14 protein-coding genes and 2 rRNA genes (1 of these 16 only partly in view) are annotated in these 16,667 nt (G+C 57.8%); 8 read left to right on the top strand and 8 right to left on the bottom strand.

What is annotated here, in order from left to right; genetic code table 11:
• Window positions 1–65 precede the first annotated feature (65 nt).
• The 3 genes from JDW18_RS06705 to JDW18_RS06695 all read left to right on the top strand — a co-directional run bounded on the left by JDW18_RS06705 (window position 66) and on the right by JDW18_RS06695 (window position 2,205).
• Window positions 66–938 (top strand): hypothetical protein, encoded by an 873-nt coding sequence (locus JDW18_RS06705; protein ID WP_218242914.1) that lies wholly within the window; start codon window positions 66–68, stop codon window positions 936–938.
• 39 nt (window positions 939–977) lie between these two features.
• Entirely contained in the window at window positions 978–1,718 is a 741-nt protein-coding gene (locus JDW18_RS06700) for a hypothetical protein (RefSeq protein WP_218242913.1), read from the top strand.
• Window positions 1,719–1,908: 190 nt separating this feature from the next.
• Window positions 1,909–2,205 (top strand): hypothetical protein, encoded by a 297-nt coding sequence (locus tag JDW18_RS06695; RefSeq protein WP_218242912.1) that lies wholly within the window; start codon window positions 1,909–1,911, stop codon window positions 2,203–2,205.
• Window positions 2,206–2,254: 49 nt separating this feature from the next.
• Here JDW18_RS06695 and JDW18_RS06690 read toward each other — a convergent pair whose 3' ends face one another.
• From JDW18_RS06690 to JDW18_RS06670, 5 genes are all read right to left on the bottom strand, one after another.
• Window positions 2,255–3,130 carry an amidohydrolase family protein gene (locus JDW18_RS06690; protein ID WP_218242911.1) on the bottom strand — a complete coding sequence of 292 codons (876 nt, stop codon included), beginning with the start codon at window positions 3,128–3,130 and terminating at the stop codon, window positions 2,255–2,257.
• Between the two features lie 50 nt (window positions 3,131–3,180).
• The gene (locus tag JDW18_RS06685; RefSeq protein ID WP_218242910.1) at window positions 3,181–5,169 is read right to left on the bottom strand and encodes an acetoacetate--CoA ligase; all 1,989 of its coding nucleotides are present in this window, start codon (window positions 5,167–5,169) and stop codon (window positions 3,181–3,183) included.
• Between the two features lie 324 nt (window positions 5,170–5,493).
• Window positions 5,494–7,002, bottom strand: coding sequence for a tripartite tricarboxylate transporter permease (locus JDW18_RS06680; RefSeq protein WP_218242909.1), 1,509 nt, complete (start codon window positions 7,000–7,002; stop codon window positions 5,494–5,496).
• Window positions 7,002–7,595 carry a tripartite tricarboxylate transporter TctB family protein gene (locus tag JDW18_RS06675; RefSeq protein WP_218242908.1) on the bottom strand — a complete coding sequence of 198 codons (594 nt, stop codon included), beginning with the start codon at window positions 7,593–7,595 and terminating at the stop codon, window positions 7,002–7,004. Before JDW18_RS06675 ends, JDW18_RS06680 begins: the two co-directional genes overlap by 1 nt.
• 230 nt (window positions 7,596–7,825) lie before the next feature.
• A complete protein-coding gene (locus JDW18_RS06670; RefSeq protein WP_218242907.1) occupies window positions 7,826–8,791 on the bottom strand; it encodes a Bug family tripartite tricarboxylate transporter substrate binding protein in 966 nt (321 codons plus the stop codon).
• A gap of 146 nt (window positions 8,792–8,937) precedes the next feature.
• Between JDW18_RS06670 and JDW18_RS06665 the strand changes: the two genes are divergently transcribed.
• The 5 genes from JDW18_RS06665 (at window position 8,938) to JDW18_RS06645 (ending at window position 13,459) form a co-directional block, all read left to right on the top strand.
• Window positions 8,938–9,639: a response regulator gene (locus tag JDW18_RS06665; RefSeq protein WP_218242906.1), complete on the top strand. Its 702-nt coding sequence runs from the start codon at window positions 8,938–8,940 to the stop codon at window positions 9,637–9,639.
• Complete coding sequence (locus JDW18_RS06660) at window positions 9,636–11,096, top strand: sensor histidine kinase (protein ID WP_218242905.1); 1,461 nt, start codon at window positions 9,636–9,638, stop codon at window positions 11,094–11,096. The genes JDW18_RS06665 and JDW18_RS06660 overlap by 4 nt, the downstream gene beginning before the upstream one ends.
• 32 nt (window positions 11,097–11,128) lie before the next feature.
• Entirely contained in the window at window positions 11,129–11,575 is a 447-nt protein-coding gene (locus JDW18_RS06655) for an RNA-binding S4 domain-containing protein (RefSeq protein WP_218242904.1), read from the top strand.
• Window positions 11,576–11,587: 12 nt separating this feature from the next.
• Entirely contained in the window at window positions 11,588–12,355 is a 768-nt protein-coding gene (locus tag JDW18_RS06650) for a hypothetical protein (RefSeq protein WP_218242903.1), read from the top strand.
• Between the two features lie 327 nt (window positions 12,356–12,682).
• Window positions 12,683–13,459 carry a DNA/RNA non-specific endonuclease gene (locus tag JDW18_RS06645; protein ID WP_218243789.1) on the top strand — a complete coding sequence of 259 codons (777 nt, stop codon included), beginning with the start codon at window positions 12,683–12,685 and terminating at the stop codon, window positions 13,457–13,459.
• Between the two features lie 65 nt (window positions 13,460–13,524).
• Here JDW18_RS06645 and JDW18_RS06640 read toward each other — a convergent pair whose 3' ends face one another.
• The 3 genes from JDW18_RS06640 to JDW18_RS06630 all read right to left on the bottom strand — a co-directional run.
• Window positions 13,525–14,271 carry a 16S rRNA pseudouridine(516) synthase gene (locus JDW18_RS06640; RefSeq protein WP_218242902.1) on the bottom strand — a complete coding sequence of 249 codons (747 nt, stop codon included), beginning with the start codon at window positions 14,269–14,271 and terminating at the stop codon, window positions 13,525–13,527.
• 113 nt (window positions 14,272–14,384) lie between these two features.
• Window positions 14,385–14,497 (bottom strand): 5S ribosomal RNA (rrf, locus tag JDW18_RS06635).
• A 172-nt stretch (window positions 14,498–14,669) separates the two neighbouring features.
• Window positions 14,670–16,667: ribosomal RNA gene (locus JDW18_RS06630) — 23S ribosomal RNA — on the bottom strand (it continues 880 nt past the right edge of the window).

Genomic DNA, 16,667 nt, shown 5'->3' with positions numbered 1-16,667 from the left:
ATTTGAAAAATAAATAAAACCATATTCATTCGACAGAAACGCCACATTCAAATAAGAATTATTTTGTGAATTTTCATCAATCATGGAAATTCATCCCCCGATGCGTTTGCATTTATGTACTCACTAATCACAGCATATATTCAATGATTACGGGAAAAATTCTGAGAGACGGCCAGAATGGAAATGGCCTGGTTTCATCCAATGGGGATCAATACGAATTTTCCATTGAAAAGCACTGGAAGTCTGACACACCGCCTAAGCTAGGCGGCAATGTCAACATTGAAATTGATAGCAACGGTCAGCTCTTGACGGTTCAGGCTCTGGATATTCAATCTGAAGTGAGCCAGCGATTCAAGCAAATCAGCGGGAAAGTTCAAGCCGAAGGTCTGCCCGTCGCAAAGGAGCTGGGCGAGCATATTCGTCAGAATTTTGTGGCCACCGTCGGTATCCCACGCATTGTGATTTTCGTGGGCCTGCTGATCTCCTGGTATGTGCTCAGCACGCTGGTCATTCAGGTCAGCTCCAGATATTCCGTTGACCTCAATCTGTTTGAAGTTCTGGGGGTCGCCAGCAATGGCGGACTGGACTCTCTGGGCCGAGGCAAGGCCCCCAGCTCTGGCTTTTATGGCTTCCTCGCCTGGGTCAGCGCACTGCTTCTGTTTCTGCCACTGCTCTGGAAGCACCGACTCGCAGCCTGGGGTGCAGCCGCACCTCTGGTCTTCATGGTGCTGACACTGCTTTCGCTCTGGCTCAAGATTCGCTCCAGTTCCTCGCAGGCACGCTCCATGGCGGGCGGCCTTGGTGGTGACATGGCCGCACAGATGGCCGACGAAATGATGAAAGCCGTCATGCAGGCTATTTCTCTGGGGCTCGGCTTCTACGTCGCCCTCGCCTTTGCCATCGCCGGCGCCTTTATCGCCTTCAAGGAATCACGCTGATTCCCTGCCCCCGCCTCTATCAAGAACCGAAAGATCACCATGAAATACCTGTTGACCCTGACAACCCTGTCCGCTGCTCTGGCCCTGACCGCCTGTGGCAAATCTGACGGTGATACCCCCAAGACCGAAGCCCCCAAGCCCAGCCTGTCGGATGCCAGCAAAAGCAAGGTAGAAGAAAAAGCCAAGGAAACCATTGCCGCCAAAGCGCCTCGTGGCGACAAGGCAAAGGCACTGAACGAATATGTCGAGCTGGACAGCGGCAAGCAGCTGATGTTCTTGAACCTGGCGCTCAGCGGCATGCCTGCCGACTACTCCGCCATTGCCAACAACATTTCGCGTAACTACAACAATGAGAGCGATAACTTCAAGAAGAATGACATGCTCAAGGCACTCAAGCCCGGCATCGATCAGGAAATTGAAGGCGCCAAGAGCCGCCGCTATGTCTATATGGATTTGAGCGATACCCCGCTGGAGACCTTTGACTTCAACCAGTCGGCTTTCCCCATGAAGCTGCTGAGCTCTGGCTCCTACCGCTATTTCAACGACATCTACGGCTACAAGGCAGAGTTCGACCATATCGAACCCTTCGCGCTGCTCAAGGTCAGCGATGAGAACGTGGCCCGCGAGATCGAGCAACTGCGCACCAAGTACCAGTTGCAGGCGCGCATGTACCTGTTTGCCATGGATGTTCCCGTGGGCAGCAACAATGTGCGCTTTGAGCCCATGGCCATCGAAATCCGCGACAAGCAAGGCCGCGTGCTGGCTACTGCCAAACCCTGAGCGATCTTGCTAAGTTAAATTGCGCTTGTCTTGCAAGCCGCCACGCCTCTACGGCCTGGCGGCTTTTTTTGTTTCTTCAGCAGGCTGACCTGGCGGCCGACGCAAGCACCCAAAAAATGGAGACAAACCCAAGCAGGCGCCAGGCGCTTTGTCATGGAAAATGCAGCTATTTATCTCAAATGCGTTTGCAATGAATCCGTCTGACAACTTTGGGCTTGAATTGGCCAGCCGACTGGCGCTGCATGAGGCTTTGCTGGAAAACCTCTACACCAACTTGCTGCGCAAAATGCCCGATGCGCAAGAGCGCTGGAAAGGCTTTGAAGACCTGCTGGTTCACGCCATGGGAGACCTGCAGCCACCGCGCGAATTGCAGTCTGATGAGGAACGCCAGTGGCTGACACAGCAACGCGCAACTGCGCAGGCCCTGGCCCGACAGTTCACCGCACGCGTAGCCGCACACCAGGGCTGGCTTCAGGACGAGGAATAAAAAATGGATCACGGTTGCGTGATCCTTTTTTGCGGGAGTTCTTGCTGCTTTACTCGCGCTTGCCATCGAGTTCCAGCAGGCGCACGGCATTGCCCTTGAGGATGCCGGGCATGACTTCGGGCTTGAAGCCAGCCACTTCAAAGTCTTTCATCCAGCGATCTGGCGTAATCAGCGGGAAGTCGCTGCCGAACAGCACGCGATCCTTGAGCAGGGTGTTGGCGTACTGGATCAGCTGCTTGGGGAAGTACTTGGGGCTCCAGCCCGAGAGGTCAATCCAGACATTGGGCTTGTGCAGCGCCACCGAGATCGCCTCATCCTGCCAGGGGAAGCTGGGGTGGGCCATGACGATCTGCATATCACCAAAGTCCACGGCCACATCGTCCAGCAGCATGGGGTTGCTATAGGCCAGGCGCAAGCCGCCACCGCACTTCATTCCGCTGCCGATACCGCTGTGGCCGGTGTGAAAGATGGCGGGCAGCTTGTAGTGGTTGATGACCTCATAAATAGGCCAGGCCATGCGGTCATAGGGGTGAAAGCCCTGCACCGTAGGGTGGAACTTGAAGCCCTTGACGCCGCATTCGGTAATCAGGCGCTCGGCCTCGCGTGCCCCCATCTTGCCCTTATGCGGGTCGATGCTGGCAAACGCCACCATCATGTCGCTGTTCTCACGCGCGGCGTCGGCAATCTCTTCATTGGGAATGCGGCGGCGGCCCAGTTGCGCCTCGCTATCCACGGTGAACATCACCAGACCGATTTTGCGCTCGCGGTAATAGGCAATGGTCTCGGCAATGGTGGGGCGCAGCGAGCTACCGAAGTATTTGTCGGCCGCGCGGTCGTATTCCTCACCATAGCTGTCGAAGGGGTTGCGGCAGCTGACTTCGGCATGGGTGTGGAAGTCGATAGCGATCAGGTCTTGATGGTTCATGAGTGGGCCTGCTTTTGTGAGTTATGGGTCAAATCGGTCCAAGGTCCTTATCAATCCTTGGGTATCTGCTCTCGAAATTGAATAAAGAAGTCAATACTGGACGGGTTGGCCATGGCATCCGGGCTGGCCACCTTGGCGGCATCAGCCCCCAGCAGCAGCTTGCGCACCGGCACTTCCATCTTCTTGCCCGTCAGTGTGCGCGGAATCTCTGCCACCTGCACCACAACATTGGGCACATGGCGCGCTGATGCCTTGTTCTTGATGGCGTTCTTGATCTGGGCAATCAGCTCGTCCGTCAGCGATTGGCCATCGCCCAGCGTCACAAACAGCGGCATGAAGGAGGGGCGCCCCAGATATTCGAGATCGACCACCAGGCTGTCCTTGACGGCGTCCAGCTCCTCCACCACGCGGTAGATTTCTGCCGTGCCCATGCGTATGCCGAAGCGGTTGATGGTGCTGTCGGAGCGGCCATAAATTACCGCCGTGCCGCGCTGACTGAACTCGATCCAGTCGCCATGGCGCCAGTAGCCGGGGAAGACATCGAAATAGCTGTCGTAATAGCGAGCGCCTTGCTCATCGTTCCAGAAGAACACGGGCATGGAGGGCATGGGCTCGGTAATCACCAACTCACCCACCTCGCCAATCACTTTCTCGCCTTGCTCATTGAAGGCATAGGCAGCCACGCCCAGCTCGCGGCACTGAATCTCACCAGCATTGACCGGCAGTATGGGCGCACAGGCCACAAAGCCCGAAGCGATGTCCGTGCCGCCGCTGATTGAGGCCAGCCACAGGTCACGCTTGACGTTGTCATACACCCAGGCATAGGCATCCAGCGGCAGCGGCGAGCCTGTGGAGTTGATGGCACGCAGCTTTTCGAACTTTCGGCCCTGGCTGGGCTGCACACCATCCTTCATGCTCTTGATGAGGAAAGCCGCGCCGCAGCCAAAGATGCTGACCTGGTACTGGTCGATAAAGTCCCACAGCGCAGCGTCATTGGGCGCTGTGGGGTTGCCATCGGACAGCACCACGGTCGCGCCAGCCAGCAGACTGCCAATCATCAGATTCCAGACAATCCAGCCCGTGCTGCCCAGGAACATGAAACGATCGCCGGGCAGCACATCGTGCTGCAGGCGGTTGGTTTTCAGATGCGTGAGAACAATGCCGCCATGGCTGTGCACCATGGCTTTGGGCAAGCCGGTCGTGCCCGACGAATAGACCACCCACAGCGGGTGCGAGAACGGCACGCGCTCGAACTGCAGCGGCGCTTCATCCCGCGTTGCATCGCTCCAGCCCATGCAGTCGCGCCAGGGCACAGATGCATGCTCTGCGTCGCGGCCGAACAGGGGGCCCGGCACATGGATCACATTCGCAATATCAGGCAGGCCTTGCAATACCTCGTTCAGCACCTCGCGGCGATCAAACTGTTTGCCCGCATAGGTGTAGCTGTCGGTGGCAAAAATCAGCTTGGGCGCAATTTGCTGAAAGCGGTCCAGCACCACGGAAACGCCCATTTCCGGTGCGCAACTGGACCAGATGGCGCCAATGCTGGCGCAGGCCAGAAAAGCCACCACGGTCTGCGGCACGTTGGAGAGATAGGCCACAACGCGGTCACCGCGCTCTATGCCCAGCCCACGCAGCGTGGCTGCCAGTGCCCCTACATCACGCTGCAGCTGCTGCCATGACATCTCGACGGGCTGGCTGCCTTCGCAGCGCGCAATGATGGCGGGGCGCTGGTCTGTGGCATTGCGAAAGATATGTTCGGCGTAGTTGAGTGCGGTATCAGGAAACCACTGCGCGCCTGGCATTTTGTGGCTGCTCAGCACCTGGGTGGGGTCGCCGTCAGCCTGAATATGGAAGTAGTCCCAGATGGAGCGCCAGAAGCCTTCAATATCCGTGGCCGACCATTCCCACAGCGCCGCGTAATCCGGGAAGTCACGGCCACGGCTTTCGCGCAGCCAGTTCATGTAATGCCACAGGCCGCTTTGCTCCACCTGCTGCTGTGTGGGCTGCCACAGCTCCTGCCCTTGTTCCACTGCCATGCTATCTCCGGACTCAAACTAGATATTTTTTATAACTATAAAAACAAATCAAGTCGGTGCTTCCAAGGGGATTCCCTAGGATCTATCGAGAATTGAGATGCTCGCCAAGGATTTGGGCCACCGGCCAATCCATCGGCCGCAACACCTGCAGAGGTTTGCACCCCATTTATCAAAAGGATAGCTGCCAGCGCTTTACAGATAAGCGACCGAAGCACTTTGAGCCTCAATAAAAAATCCCCCGCACAGCAAGCCAGGCGGGGGATGAAAAATGCAGCGGGGTCCATGCGTCAGACGCCCGCAGCAAACTAGGCAATCATTTCAGGCTCAGCTAGCTGCCGCCTCCTTGGATGCCGACATGCGCTTGAGCACACGGGGAACAATCAGCACAGCCAGCACGATCACGATCAGCGTCAGCGACATGGGGCGCTGCAGGAAGATCATCCAGCTGCCTTCGCCAATCGACACGGCGTTGCGCATCTGGGCTTCGGCCAATGGGCCCAGAATCATGCCAACCACCACAGGTGCGGTGGGGAAGTCAAAGCGGCGCATGATCACGCCCAGCACGCCAATACCGTAGAGCAGGAACAGATCGAAAGCGCTTTGACGCATGCCATAGGCACCGACCGTTGCGAAGATCAGAATGCCCGCGTACAACTGAGGACGTGGAATCTTCAGCAGCTTGACCCACAGGCCCACCATGGGCAGGTTCAGCACCAGCAGCATGACGTTGCCGATATACAGCGATGCAATCAGCGCCCAGACCAGAGCCGCCGAGCTGGTGAACAGCTGTGGGCCGGGATTGATGCCGTAGTTCTGGAAAGCGCCCAGCAGCACCGCCGTGGTGTTGCTGGTGGGAATGCCCAGCGTCAGCAGCGGAATCAGCGCCGCAGTCACCGTGGCGTTGTTGGCTGCTTCGGGGCCGGCCACGCCTTCAATCGCGCCCTTGCCGCCGAACTCGGCCTTGTCCTCGCCCTTGGCCAGCTTCTTCTCGGTCGCGTAGCTCAGGAAGGTGGGAATCTCGGTACCGCCAGCAGGGATGCAGCCAAAGGGTGTGCCCAGCAGCGTGCCGCGAATCCATGCGGGCCAGGAACGCTTCCAGTCGCGCTTGGTCATGTGCACGCGGGTCAGCTTGTTCTGGGATTCCTCTACCTTGCCTTCATACATGGCGGCATACAGCACTTCAGCCACCGCAAACAGGCCCACGGCCACCAGCACGATATCGATGCCATCCAGCAACTCCATCTTGCCGCCGGTGTAGCGTGCCGCACCAGAGATCTGGTCCATGCCGATCAGGCCAGCAGCCAGACCCACAAACAGCGCTGTCATGCCGCGCAGCGAGCTTTGGCCCAGCACCGCACTCACCGTGGTGAAAGCCAGCACCATCAGCATGAAGTATTCAGGTGGGCCCAGCTTGACGGCAAAGTCCGCCACATAGGGGGCAAACAAGGTGACGACGATGGTGGCAAAGGTACCCGCCACAAACGAGCCTATGGCCGCCGTTGCCAGCGCCGCCCCCGCTCGCCCGCTCTTGGCCATCTTGTTGCCCTCCATGGCCGTGACCATGGAAGCCGTTTCACCCGGCGTGTTCAGCAAGATGGAAGTGGTTGAGCCACCGTACATGGCACCGTAGTAGATGCCGGAAAAGAAAATCATCGAAGCCGTGACATCGACCTTGGCAGTAATGGGCAGCAGCATGGCCACGGCCACTGCGGGGCCGATGCCAGGCAACACGCCCACGGCTGTACCCAGTGCACAGCCGACCAGAGCCCACAGCAAATTGGCGGGCGTGATGGCCGTGGCAAAGCCCGCCATCAATGCGTTGAAAATTTCCATTACAGCCACCCCGTCTGAGTCAGGCCTGGCAGGTTGATGGCCAGGAATTGCGTAAACATCCAGAACACGGGAGCCGAGATCAGCAGGCCCGTAATCACATCCTTGACCCAGGTGCCAGGCGCCGAAGCCTGCGACTGGTGCGCCGCGCGGCGCAGGCCCTGCACGGCCAGCACATAGCAGACGGTGCAGCTCAGGATGAAGCCAATGGTGCCGATCAGTGCTGCATTGACCAGCAGGCCAGCAGAGACCCAGACAAAGGGCACGATGTCAGCCTTGGGGCTGCCACCCGGGTCCGCTGCATGGCGAAAGCCGCCGGTCTGGGCTTCCCAGATCAGCAGGGCACCACAAATGCCCAGCACCACAGCGCAAACCCAGGGCAGGAAGTTGGGGCCTACGCCGCCATAGCCAGAATCGGAAGGAATCTGCAGCGCGCCAAAGGCCAGGCCTGCAGCGACCAGCAGCACGCCGGCCCCCACAATGGTCTGGGCCTTTTTGGAAGGCACATTGGGGCTTTGCGGCTCATCGGGGTCTGCATAGGCCGAAGCCTGTGCGGCCTCCGCAGCCCTGGCCAGATCTTGAAAGGAATCAGACATGATGGATGTGTTTGATTTCAGTGATTTTCGGAACCTGTCAGCGCCGCTGTGCAAGCAGCTCTGACAGCATCATGGGGTTGCACAAACCCTGGCTTGCGCCATTTTTGGGGCAGGCCATCAATCAGTGCGAGGGGGAAAACGGCAGAACACAACGCGATCAGGGCTGAAGTCACCAGCCCTGTGCCATGTTCTGAAAAAGGCCACTGCAGAACGCCGTGGCCTTGAGATCATCAGATCATGCCGGACTTGGCCATGGTGGCGCGCAGGCTGGCGAACTCATCGTCCACAAACTTGCCGAAAGCATCGCCGCCCAGCCATGCGGGCGTCCAGTCGTTCTTTTGCAGAGCTTCGGCCCAGGCCTTGCTCTTGGTGGCTTTTTCGATCTGGGCAACCAGCTCATCGCGCTGCGCCTTGGAAATGCCGGGCGCACCGTAAACACCGCGCCAGTTGCCGATTTCCACGTTGATGCCCTGCTCCTTGAGCGTAGGGATGCTGGCTGCAGCACCCTTGAGACGCTGACCTGCGGTCACGCCAATGGGCTTCATCTTGCCGGTGGAGATGTATTCCGCAAATTCGCTGAAGCCGCTGCCGCCCACAGTCACGTTGCCACCCAGAATGGCGGAGATCGCCTCACCGCCCCCACGGAAAGCCACGTAGTTGATCTTGGCAGGGTCCACGCCCACTTCACGGGCAATCATGGCCGCAGCAATGTGCTCGGTGGAACCACGCGAGCCGCCGCCCCACTTGATGGAACCTGGGTCTTTCTTGAGCTGGGCCACCACTTCCGCCATGCTCTTGTAAGGCGAGTTGGCAGGCAGCACAAACACGTTGTATTCGCTGGTCAGACGGGCCAGAGGCGTAGCCTGGCTCAGGTTGACCGGAGGCTTGCCGGTGATGATGCCACCCAGCATCACCGCGCCCATCACCATCATGGCGTTGGGATCACCCTTGCTGCCATTGACGAACTGGGCCAGACCGATGGCACCCGCAGCGCCGCCCTTGTTGTCATACGTGACGGAAGAAGCCACACCTGCGTCCTGCAAAGCCTTGCCCAGGGCACGGCCAGTCGTGTCCCAGCCACCACCGGGGTTGGCTGGCAGCATCATCTTGATGGCTGCAGCGGCCTGTGCCGACAGCGGCAACGCGCCAGCTGCCGCCAAGGCTGCCAGAGACTTCAGAAACGTATCACGACGCATGGTGTACTCCTTATGTAGTTGGTGCTGTCAATCATGGACAGCCTGCCTGTCAAACAGCTGTCCAACTCACTAGGGCTATCCCTAGATCAAAGCCTTCATTCTCTGAACTTTTCGGGACATTACCTGAGCACCTGCAGCACAGTGCTATGTTCAGCGCCATGCATTTACTGCTTGTAGAAGATGACTCCGCCATGCGCACCACGCTGCAGCGCACGCTGATGCGCCGTGGCCTGCACGTTGAGGTGGCTGCGGATGGCCCCAGCGCCCTGGCCCACTGGCAAACCCGCGAACCCGGGGCCGTCGTGCTGGACCTGACCCTGCCCGGCATGGATGGACTGCAGGTGCTGGAGCGCGCCCGCGCCCAGGGCCTGCGCACGCCCGTGCTGATCCTGACCGCACGCGGCACCGTGGGCGACCGCGTACTGGGCCTGAATGCGGGGGCCGATGACTATCTGGCCAAGCCTTTTGATCTGGATGAGCTGGAAGCCAGACTGCGTGCCCTGCTGCGTCGCAGCCAGGACAGTTTCACACCCAAATCAGCACATGAGTCAATGCAGATAGGCGCTATCCGCTATGAAAAAGAAAGCGGCGCCATCTATCTGCATGATGAAATTTTCGAACTCACCCCGCGCGAGCTGGCCATGATGCATGCCCTGCTGGCACGCCCCGGTCATGCCGTGGCCAAGGAGCGGCTCTTCAGTCTCGTCTTTCCCGGCGAAACCGATGTGCAATATGAAGCGGTGGAAGTCGTGGCCTACCGCCTGCGCAAAAAGTTGACAGGTACCGGCCTGCAGCTAGTCACATTGCGTGGCTTGGGCTACCTCATCAAGGCAGAGGCTGCGGCATGACAGGCTCCGCAGCCCCCCGCAAAAGCGTGTGGTCGCTGCGCCGCCTGCTGCTGACGGGCATTTTGCTGCCGGTGCTGGCCTTGATTGCGCTCAACGCCTGGAGTCTGTACGGGCAGACGCTGTCCTCCTTGCACACCGCCTATGACCGCACGCTGCTGGCCTCCGCCAAAAGCATCAGCGAGCAAATTGGCGTGGTGGGCTATGACGATGAAGCGCAGCTGCGCGCCATCGTTCCCTACTCGGCGCTGGAGATTTTCGAGGCCGACAACCAAAGCCGCATGTTCTATCGCGTCTCCACGCTGGATGGCAAGCTGATCTCCGGCTTTTCCGAGCTGCCCATGTGGCACGGCAAGATTCCGCAGCGCCCGCCTTATGCCGCGCTGGTGGACTTTTACGATGCAGAGTTTCGTGGCCACCCCGTGCGCGTGGCCGTGCTGCTCCAGCCCGTCGCCAGTGCCAGTGGCCGCGGCATGGCCGTCATTCAGGTCGCCGAAACGCTGGAGCTGCGCGAATCGCTGGCCCTGCAGATTCTGCGCGACACCTTGATCGGCCAGGCGCTGCTGGTGCTGGTGGTAGCACTAATCGTCATCATCGTCGTGCAGCGCGCCACCCAGCCTATTCGCCAGCTCAGCCATGATCTGCAAGAGCGCGACCAGGGTGACCTGAGCCCCCTCAACGCGCCAGAGGCACCGCGTGAAATTCAGCCCCTGCTGGAAGCCACCAACCACACCATGCAAAGGCTGCGGCGTTTGCTCAATGACCAGAAACGCTTTGTACGCGATGCCTCGCACCAGTTGCGCACGCCACTGGCCGTGCTCAAGGTGCAGGTGCAATCGGCCAAGCGTGGCGATATTCCCCCAGCGCTGGCCTTTGAAGAAATCGACGACACCGTGGACCGCGCCACACGCGTGGCCAACCAGATGCTGGCTCTTGCCAAGGTAGAGCAATTGCGTCAGCAAGACAGCGCCCGTCCTGCCGACAGCCTCAGTGCTTTCGACGAAGTGGTTCGAGATGTTGCGCTGGAGATATCGCCCCTGATTGCCGAGCATGATCTGGACTTTGGCATGGACACCGAGCCCTGCCCCGTGCCTGCACACGAATGGATGCTGCGCGAGCTGACACGCAATCTGCTGCACAACGCCATACGCCACACACCCCATCACGGGCGCCTGCAAATCAGCCTCAAACCCGAAGATGGCCGTGCGCTGCTCTGCATCGAAGACAGCGGCAGCGGCATTGATGAAGAGCTGGCTCAGCGCCTATTTCAGCCATTTTCTGCGGGTAACGCGCATAGCGGATCCGGCCTTGGTCTGGCCATTTGCCAGGAAATTGTGCAGACACTTGGCGGCCAGATTGAGCTGCGCAACCAGCATGATGCGCAGGGCAGAATCTGCGGCCTTCAGGCGCGTGTGCAACTGCCACTCAAGGCTGCGGATAGCGATGCGGCGCAGGATTGATATCCCACCTCACCGACAGGCAAAATATTGGCATGAGCGAAATTGATTCCATGCGTCTGGACAAATGGCTGTGGTGCGCACGTTTTTACAAAACGCGCAGTCTGGCCGTGGACGAAATCGGCAAAGGCCGGGTCACCGTCAACAAGGCCAACGCCAAGGCATCCCGAGAAGTGCGGGTGGGTGACACCATTGATCTGCGCCAGGGCAATGTGCCCCGGGAAGTGGTGGTGCGGGGATTGAGCGGCATGCGCGGCCCAGCCCCCGTCGCCCAGCAGCTGTATGAAGAAACGCCCCAAAGCCTTGCCCTGCGCGCAGAGCTTGCCGAGCAGCGCCGTCTTGCGCCCGAGCCTTCTGCCGCTCTTGCAGCGCTGCACACCGGCCGCCCCACCAAACGCGACCGGCGCGATATAGACCGTTTGCGCAAAGACCCCGCCAGCAGCGGCTGGGGCGATCGCTGGAGCGCGTCCATTGATGACTGAATTCCAGCGCCCATGAAGCGCAGGCAGTGGCTTGCCACACTCGCCGCCATCGCTGTCGCTGCCACCGGCTCTTTGGGCTGGCTGTGGATGCGCAAACACGCGGGCAATGCGGATCGCCACGCCATTGTTCAGGCAGTTTTCTCCAGCCCTCTGCCGCCGCTGACGGCTCAGCATCTACAGCTGATACGCCAACTGCGCGTGAGCTGGTTTCCCATCGAATCCGGCGCCCCCGGCATTGATCCATTGCAGCCCCTGCGCGGGCCTCATTCCAGTCTGGAAAATGCCCAGCAGATTTTGCAGATTCAGAACCCGACTCTGGCCACCCAGCTATTGGCCGAGGTCTGCCTCTGGATTCCGGAGTTTGTCGCATCAGCCGCCTTGCCAACCGGCATCTACACACTGCCAGCAGACTTTTCACGCGATGGGCAACCCCGCCCCTTCGAGTTTCAGCCCGAGCACCTGCCTTTGCTGCACGCAGCCCAATGGCGCGAAATCGGCGCTGATAACGTCTCCGACGTCCTGGCCAATGAAGAGAGCAGCCAGACGTTGTGGCCCATGCCGTATATCGATGGCAAACGTCCTTATGGTGATCGCAGCTACTACCAGATCGACATGGCAGAACTGCTGGGCCAGCCCTATGCCAAAGATGCGCATGGCCGCTATATCCTTTTGCCCGAAAAAGACGAGACCTTGAAGCATTTACACCTGCAAACCCAGGAAGCTTTGCAGTTGCTGCTGATGCACGGCACACCAGCTTCAGAGCAAGCATCAAAGCCCTGAACCTGCAGCTCCTGCATCGCGCAAGTCGCCATTTCACAGAAAATATGAGCAGCTAGCGCCTGCTGACATACGTTTTCAGGAAACTTTTTCCCTCTATTGCTTTCGAAGAATGCGCTGGCAGCTCTTATTTAGATAGCGGCCTGCCAGCCATTGCGGCTGGCAACTGTCTCTTCACCCTGACTCTTTCGTCTTTTTCCTCTCGCCTTCTTGCGCATGTCTTCTGCTTTTTCAGCACCGTCTTCCTTCTCCCATGCTGCCCATCCCTTGCTGACCCGCTGGCTGGGCATTGCACTTCTGACCTTCAGCAGCGTCGCCTGTACGGCCAAGATGCCTTTGCCGACAGAGCCCAGTTCTGCCGCCGTCATTCAGGTCAGGAACCCTACACGCATCACCCAGGGCTTCAGCCAATGCCCGCAATTCTTTGCCAATGGCAAGCCGCCAGTCCTCAGCGATCAGCCCAAGCTGCGTGCCCTGTGCTATGACGCATTCGCTGTACTGCACAGTGGCCAGAGCAAAACCCCTGTGTTCGTCGCGCAGCGCCTGAACCGCGCCCTGGTCAATGATGCAGACGAAAAGCGCACCAACAAGTTCTACAGCGATGCCCGTCTGCCCCGTGATGAGCGCGCAGAACTGGACGACTACAAGCGCTCAGGCTACTCACGCGGCCACATGGCACCTGCTGGCGATATGCCCACTGCGCAGGCCATGGCCCAGAGCTTTTCTCTGGCCAATATGGTGCCTCAGTCCATCAAGCAAAACGGCGGCCCATGGGCCCGCATCGAAAAAGACACCCGCAGCTACGCTCAACGTGCAACAGGCGATGTCTATGTCATCACCGGCCCTGTTTTCGCAGCTGATTCCGGCACCGTTGGCAGCAACCAGGTTCGGGTGCCCAGCTTTCTCTACAAACTGGTTTATGACGCCCAAAGCCATCGTGCATGGGCACATTGGCAGGCCAATGACGACGCAGCCCGCGTAACCCAGCCCATCAGCTACGAAGAGCTGGTGCGCCGCACGGGCATTGAATTCTTGCCCGGCCCCATGCTTCAAAGCACAGGTAAGCTGCAGCAGGTGTCTTTGCCCGGCTCGACACGCACCCAGTAAACACATGCCATTCAACAAAAAAGCCTGCTGGTTATTGCCAGCAGGCTTTTTTGTTGGTGACCGACTTACTTGCCTGGCTTGAGCAACTCCAGCTCATCGGCTGTCAGCCAGCGCCACTGCCCGGGCTTCAAGTCATCAGGCAGCTCCAGCCCACCGATACGGCGGCGATGCAACTCCTCCACGCGATTGCTCACTGCCGCAATCATGCGCTTGACCTGATGGTACTTTCCCTCAGTCAGCGTCAAATCCAGCACATGGCTGCTCACCTGCTCGCAAGCAGCAGCTTTCACGGGCTTGGGATCATCATCCAGCACCACGCCATCCAGCAACTTCTGGATCTGCTTGGCATCCACCTCGTGCTTGCAGGTCACGCGGTAAATCTTGGAAACATGCTTTTTGGGCGAAGCCATGCGGTGAATGAACTGCCCGTCATCACTGAGCAGCAGCATGCCCGTCGTATCCTGATCCAGACGCCCCACAGCCTGAACACCTTGCACCGCCCCCTTATTGGGACGCAGGCGCAAAGGAGATGGCAGCAAGGTATAGATACTGGGGTAGGCCGATGGCTTTTGCGAACACTCAGTGCCCGCAGGTTTGTTCAACAGCACATAGCCCAGAGCGTGATACTCCCACTCCACCCCCTGCACCCGAAAGCTCATGCCTTCTGGGTCAATATCCAGGGTGGAATCCAGCACTTTTTCCCAGTCCTCGGTCTCTGTATTCCACAGTTCCACCCAGCCCTGCTGCACCAGGCCAGAGCACACACGGCGAATCCCGAAGCCCTGTGAATACAACATGTCCTGCAACTGCATACTCGATTCCTTCCCTGTCCACGACCACTGCTTGTGCAAGCAATATCAAGAATACTGATTCATCAAATAAAAAACCCCGTAGCCTTTCGACTACGGGGTTTCTCTCTGTAAGAGCCTGACGATGACCTACTTTCACACGGGAACCCGCACTATCATCGGCGCAAAGTCGTTTCACTGTCCTGTTCGGGATGGGAAGGAGTGGTACCAACTTGCTATGGTCATCAGGCATAAACTTTTTGTCAGATTAATCGGCTGCCATTAACTTCTTAATGACTTCCCTCTCAATCCAACGAATTCATAGAGTCTCAATCAGCTTTTCGATTGCGCCTTTTCGGCATAACTTGAATGTCCGTCTCCAGATCATTCAGTCTTAAATTCTGAGCTAAACCCAAAGTTATAGGGTCAAGCCGCACGGGCAATTAGTATTGGTTAGCTTAACGCATTACTGCGCTTCCACACCCAACCTATCAACGTCGTGGTCTACAACGACCCTTCAGGGGGCTCAAGGCCCCGGCAGATCTCATCTTGAAACGAGTTTCCCGCTTAGATGCTTTCAGCGGTTATCTCTTCCACACTTAGCTACCCTGCGATGCCACTGGCGTGACAACAGGTACACCAGAGGTGTGTCCACTCCGGTCCTCTCGTACTAGGAGCAGGCTTCCTCAAATCTGCAGCGCCCACGGAAGATAGGGACCAAACTGTCTCACGACGTTTTAAACCCAGCTCACGTACCTCTTTAAATGGCGAACAGCCATACCCTTGGGACCGACTACAGCCCCAGGATGAGATGAGCCGACATCGAGGTGCCAAACACCGCCGTCGATATGAACTCTTGGGCGGTATCAGCCTGTTATCCCCAGAGTACCTTTTATCCGTTGAGCGATGGCCCTTCCATACAGAACCACCGGATCACTATGTCCTGCTTTCGCATCTGCTCGACTTGTCAGTCTCGCAGTTAAGCACGCTTATGCCATTGCACTATCGTCACGATGTCCGACCGTAACTAGCGTACCTTCGAACTCCTCCGTTACGCTTTGGGAGGAGACCGCCCCAGTCAAACTGCCTACCATGCACTGTCCCCGATCCAGATAATGGACCTAGGTTAGAACCTCAAACGCACCAGGGTGGTATTTCAACGTTGGCTCCATGCGATCTAGCGACCGCACTTCAAAGCCTCCCACCTATCCTACACAGATCCGTTCAAAGTCCAATACAAAGCTACAGTAAAGGTTCATGGGGTCTTTCCGTCTTTCCGCGGGGAGATTGCATCATCACAAACATTTCAACTTCGCTGAGTCTCAGGAGGAGACAGTGTGGCCATCGTTACGCCATTCGTGCAGGTCGGAACTTACCCGACAAGGAATTTCGCTACCTTAGGACCGTTATAGTTACGGCCGCCGTTTACTGGGACTTCAATCAAGAGCTTGCACCCCATCATTTAATCTTCCAGCACCGGGCAGGCGTCACACCCTATACGTCCACTTTCGTGTTTGCAGAGTGCTGTGTTTTTATTAAACAGTCGCAGCCACCAATTTTTTGCAACCCCTTTGAGCTCCATTTGTACAACTTCACTTACTTGGGGTACACCTTCTCCCGAAGTTACGGTGTCAATTTGCCGAGTTCCTTCTCCTGAGTTCTCTCAAGCGCCTTAGAATACTCATCTCGCGCACCAGTGTCGGTTTGCGGTACGGTCGTATGTAGCTGAAGCTTAGTGGCTTTTCCTGGAAGCAGGGTATCACTCACTTCGTGTGCAAGCACACTCGTTATCACCCCTCATCTAAGCCTGGCGGATTTGCCTACCAGGCACGACTACAGGCTTGAACCAACATATCCAACAGTTGGCTGAGCTAACCTTCTCCGTCCCCACATCGCACTACATATCGGTACAGGAATATTGACCTGTTTCCCATCAGCTACGCATCTCTGCCTCGCCTTAGGGGCCGACTTACCCTACGCCGATGAACGTTGCGTAGGAAACCTTGCGCTTACGGCGAGGGGGCTTTTCACCCCCTTTAACGCTACTCATGTCAGCATTCGCACTTCTGATACCTCCAGCATCCGTTACCAGACACCTTCACAGGCTTACAGAACGCTCTCCTACCACGTGCAATAAATTGCACATCCGCAGCTTCGGTAACTGGCTTAGCCCCGTTACATCTTCCGCGCAGGACGACTCGATCAGTGAGCTATTACGCTTTCTTTAAATGATGGCTGCTTCTAAGCCAACATCCTGACTGTTTTAGCCTTCCCACTTCGTTTCCCACTTAGCCAATTTTAGGGACCTTAGCTGGCGGTCTGGGTTGTTTCCCTCTTGAGTCCGGACGTTAGCACCCGGTGCTCTGTCTCCCAAGCTGTACTCGTCGGTATTCGGAGTTTGCATAGGTTTGGTAAGTCGC

Origin of the sequence: Comamonas fluminis (genome assembly GCF_019186805.1) — a bacterium.
Lineage (GTDB): Bacteria > Pseudomonadota > Gammaproteobacteria > Burkholderiales > Burkholderiaceae_C > Comamonas > Comamonas fluminis.
The sequence above is the reverse complement of the archived record's forward strand: the minus strand, read 5'-3'. Positions and strand labels throughout refer to the sequence as shown.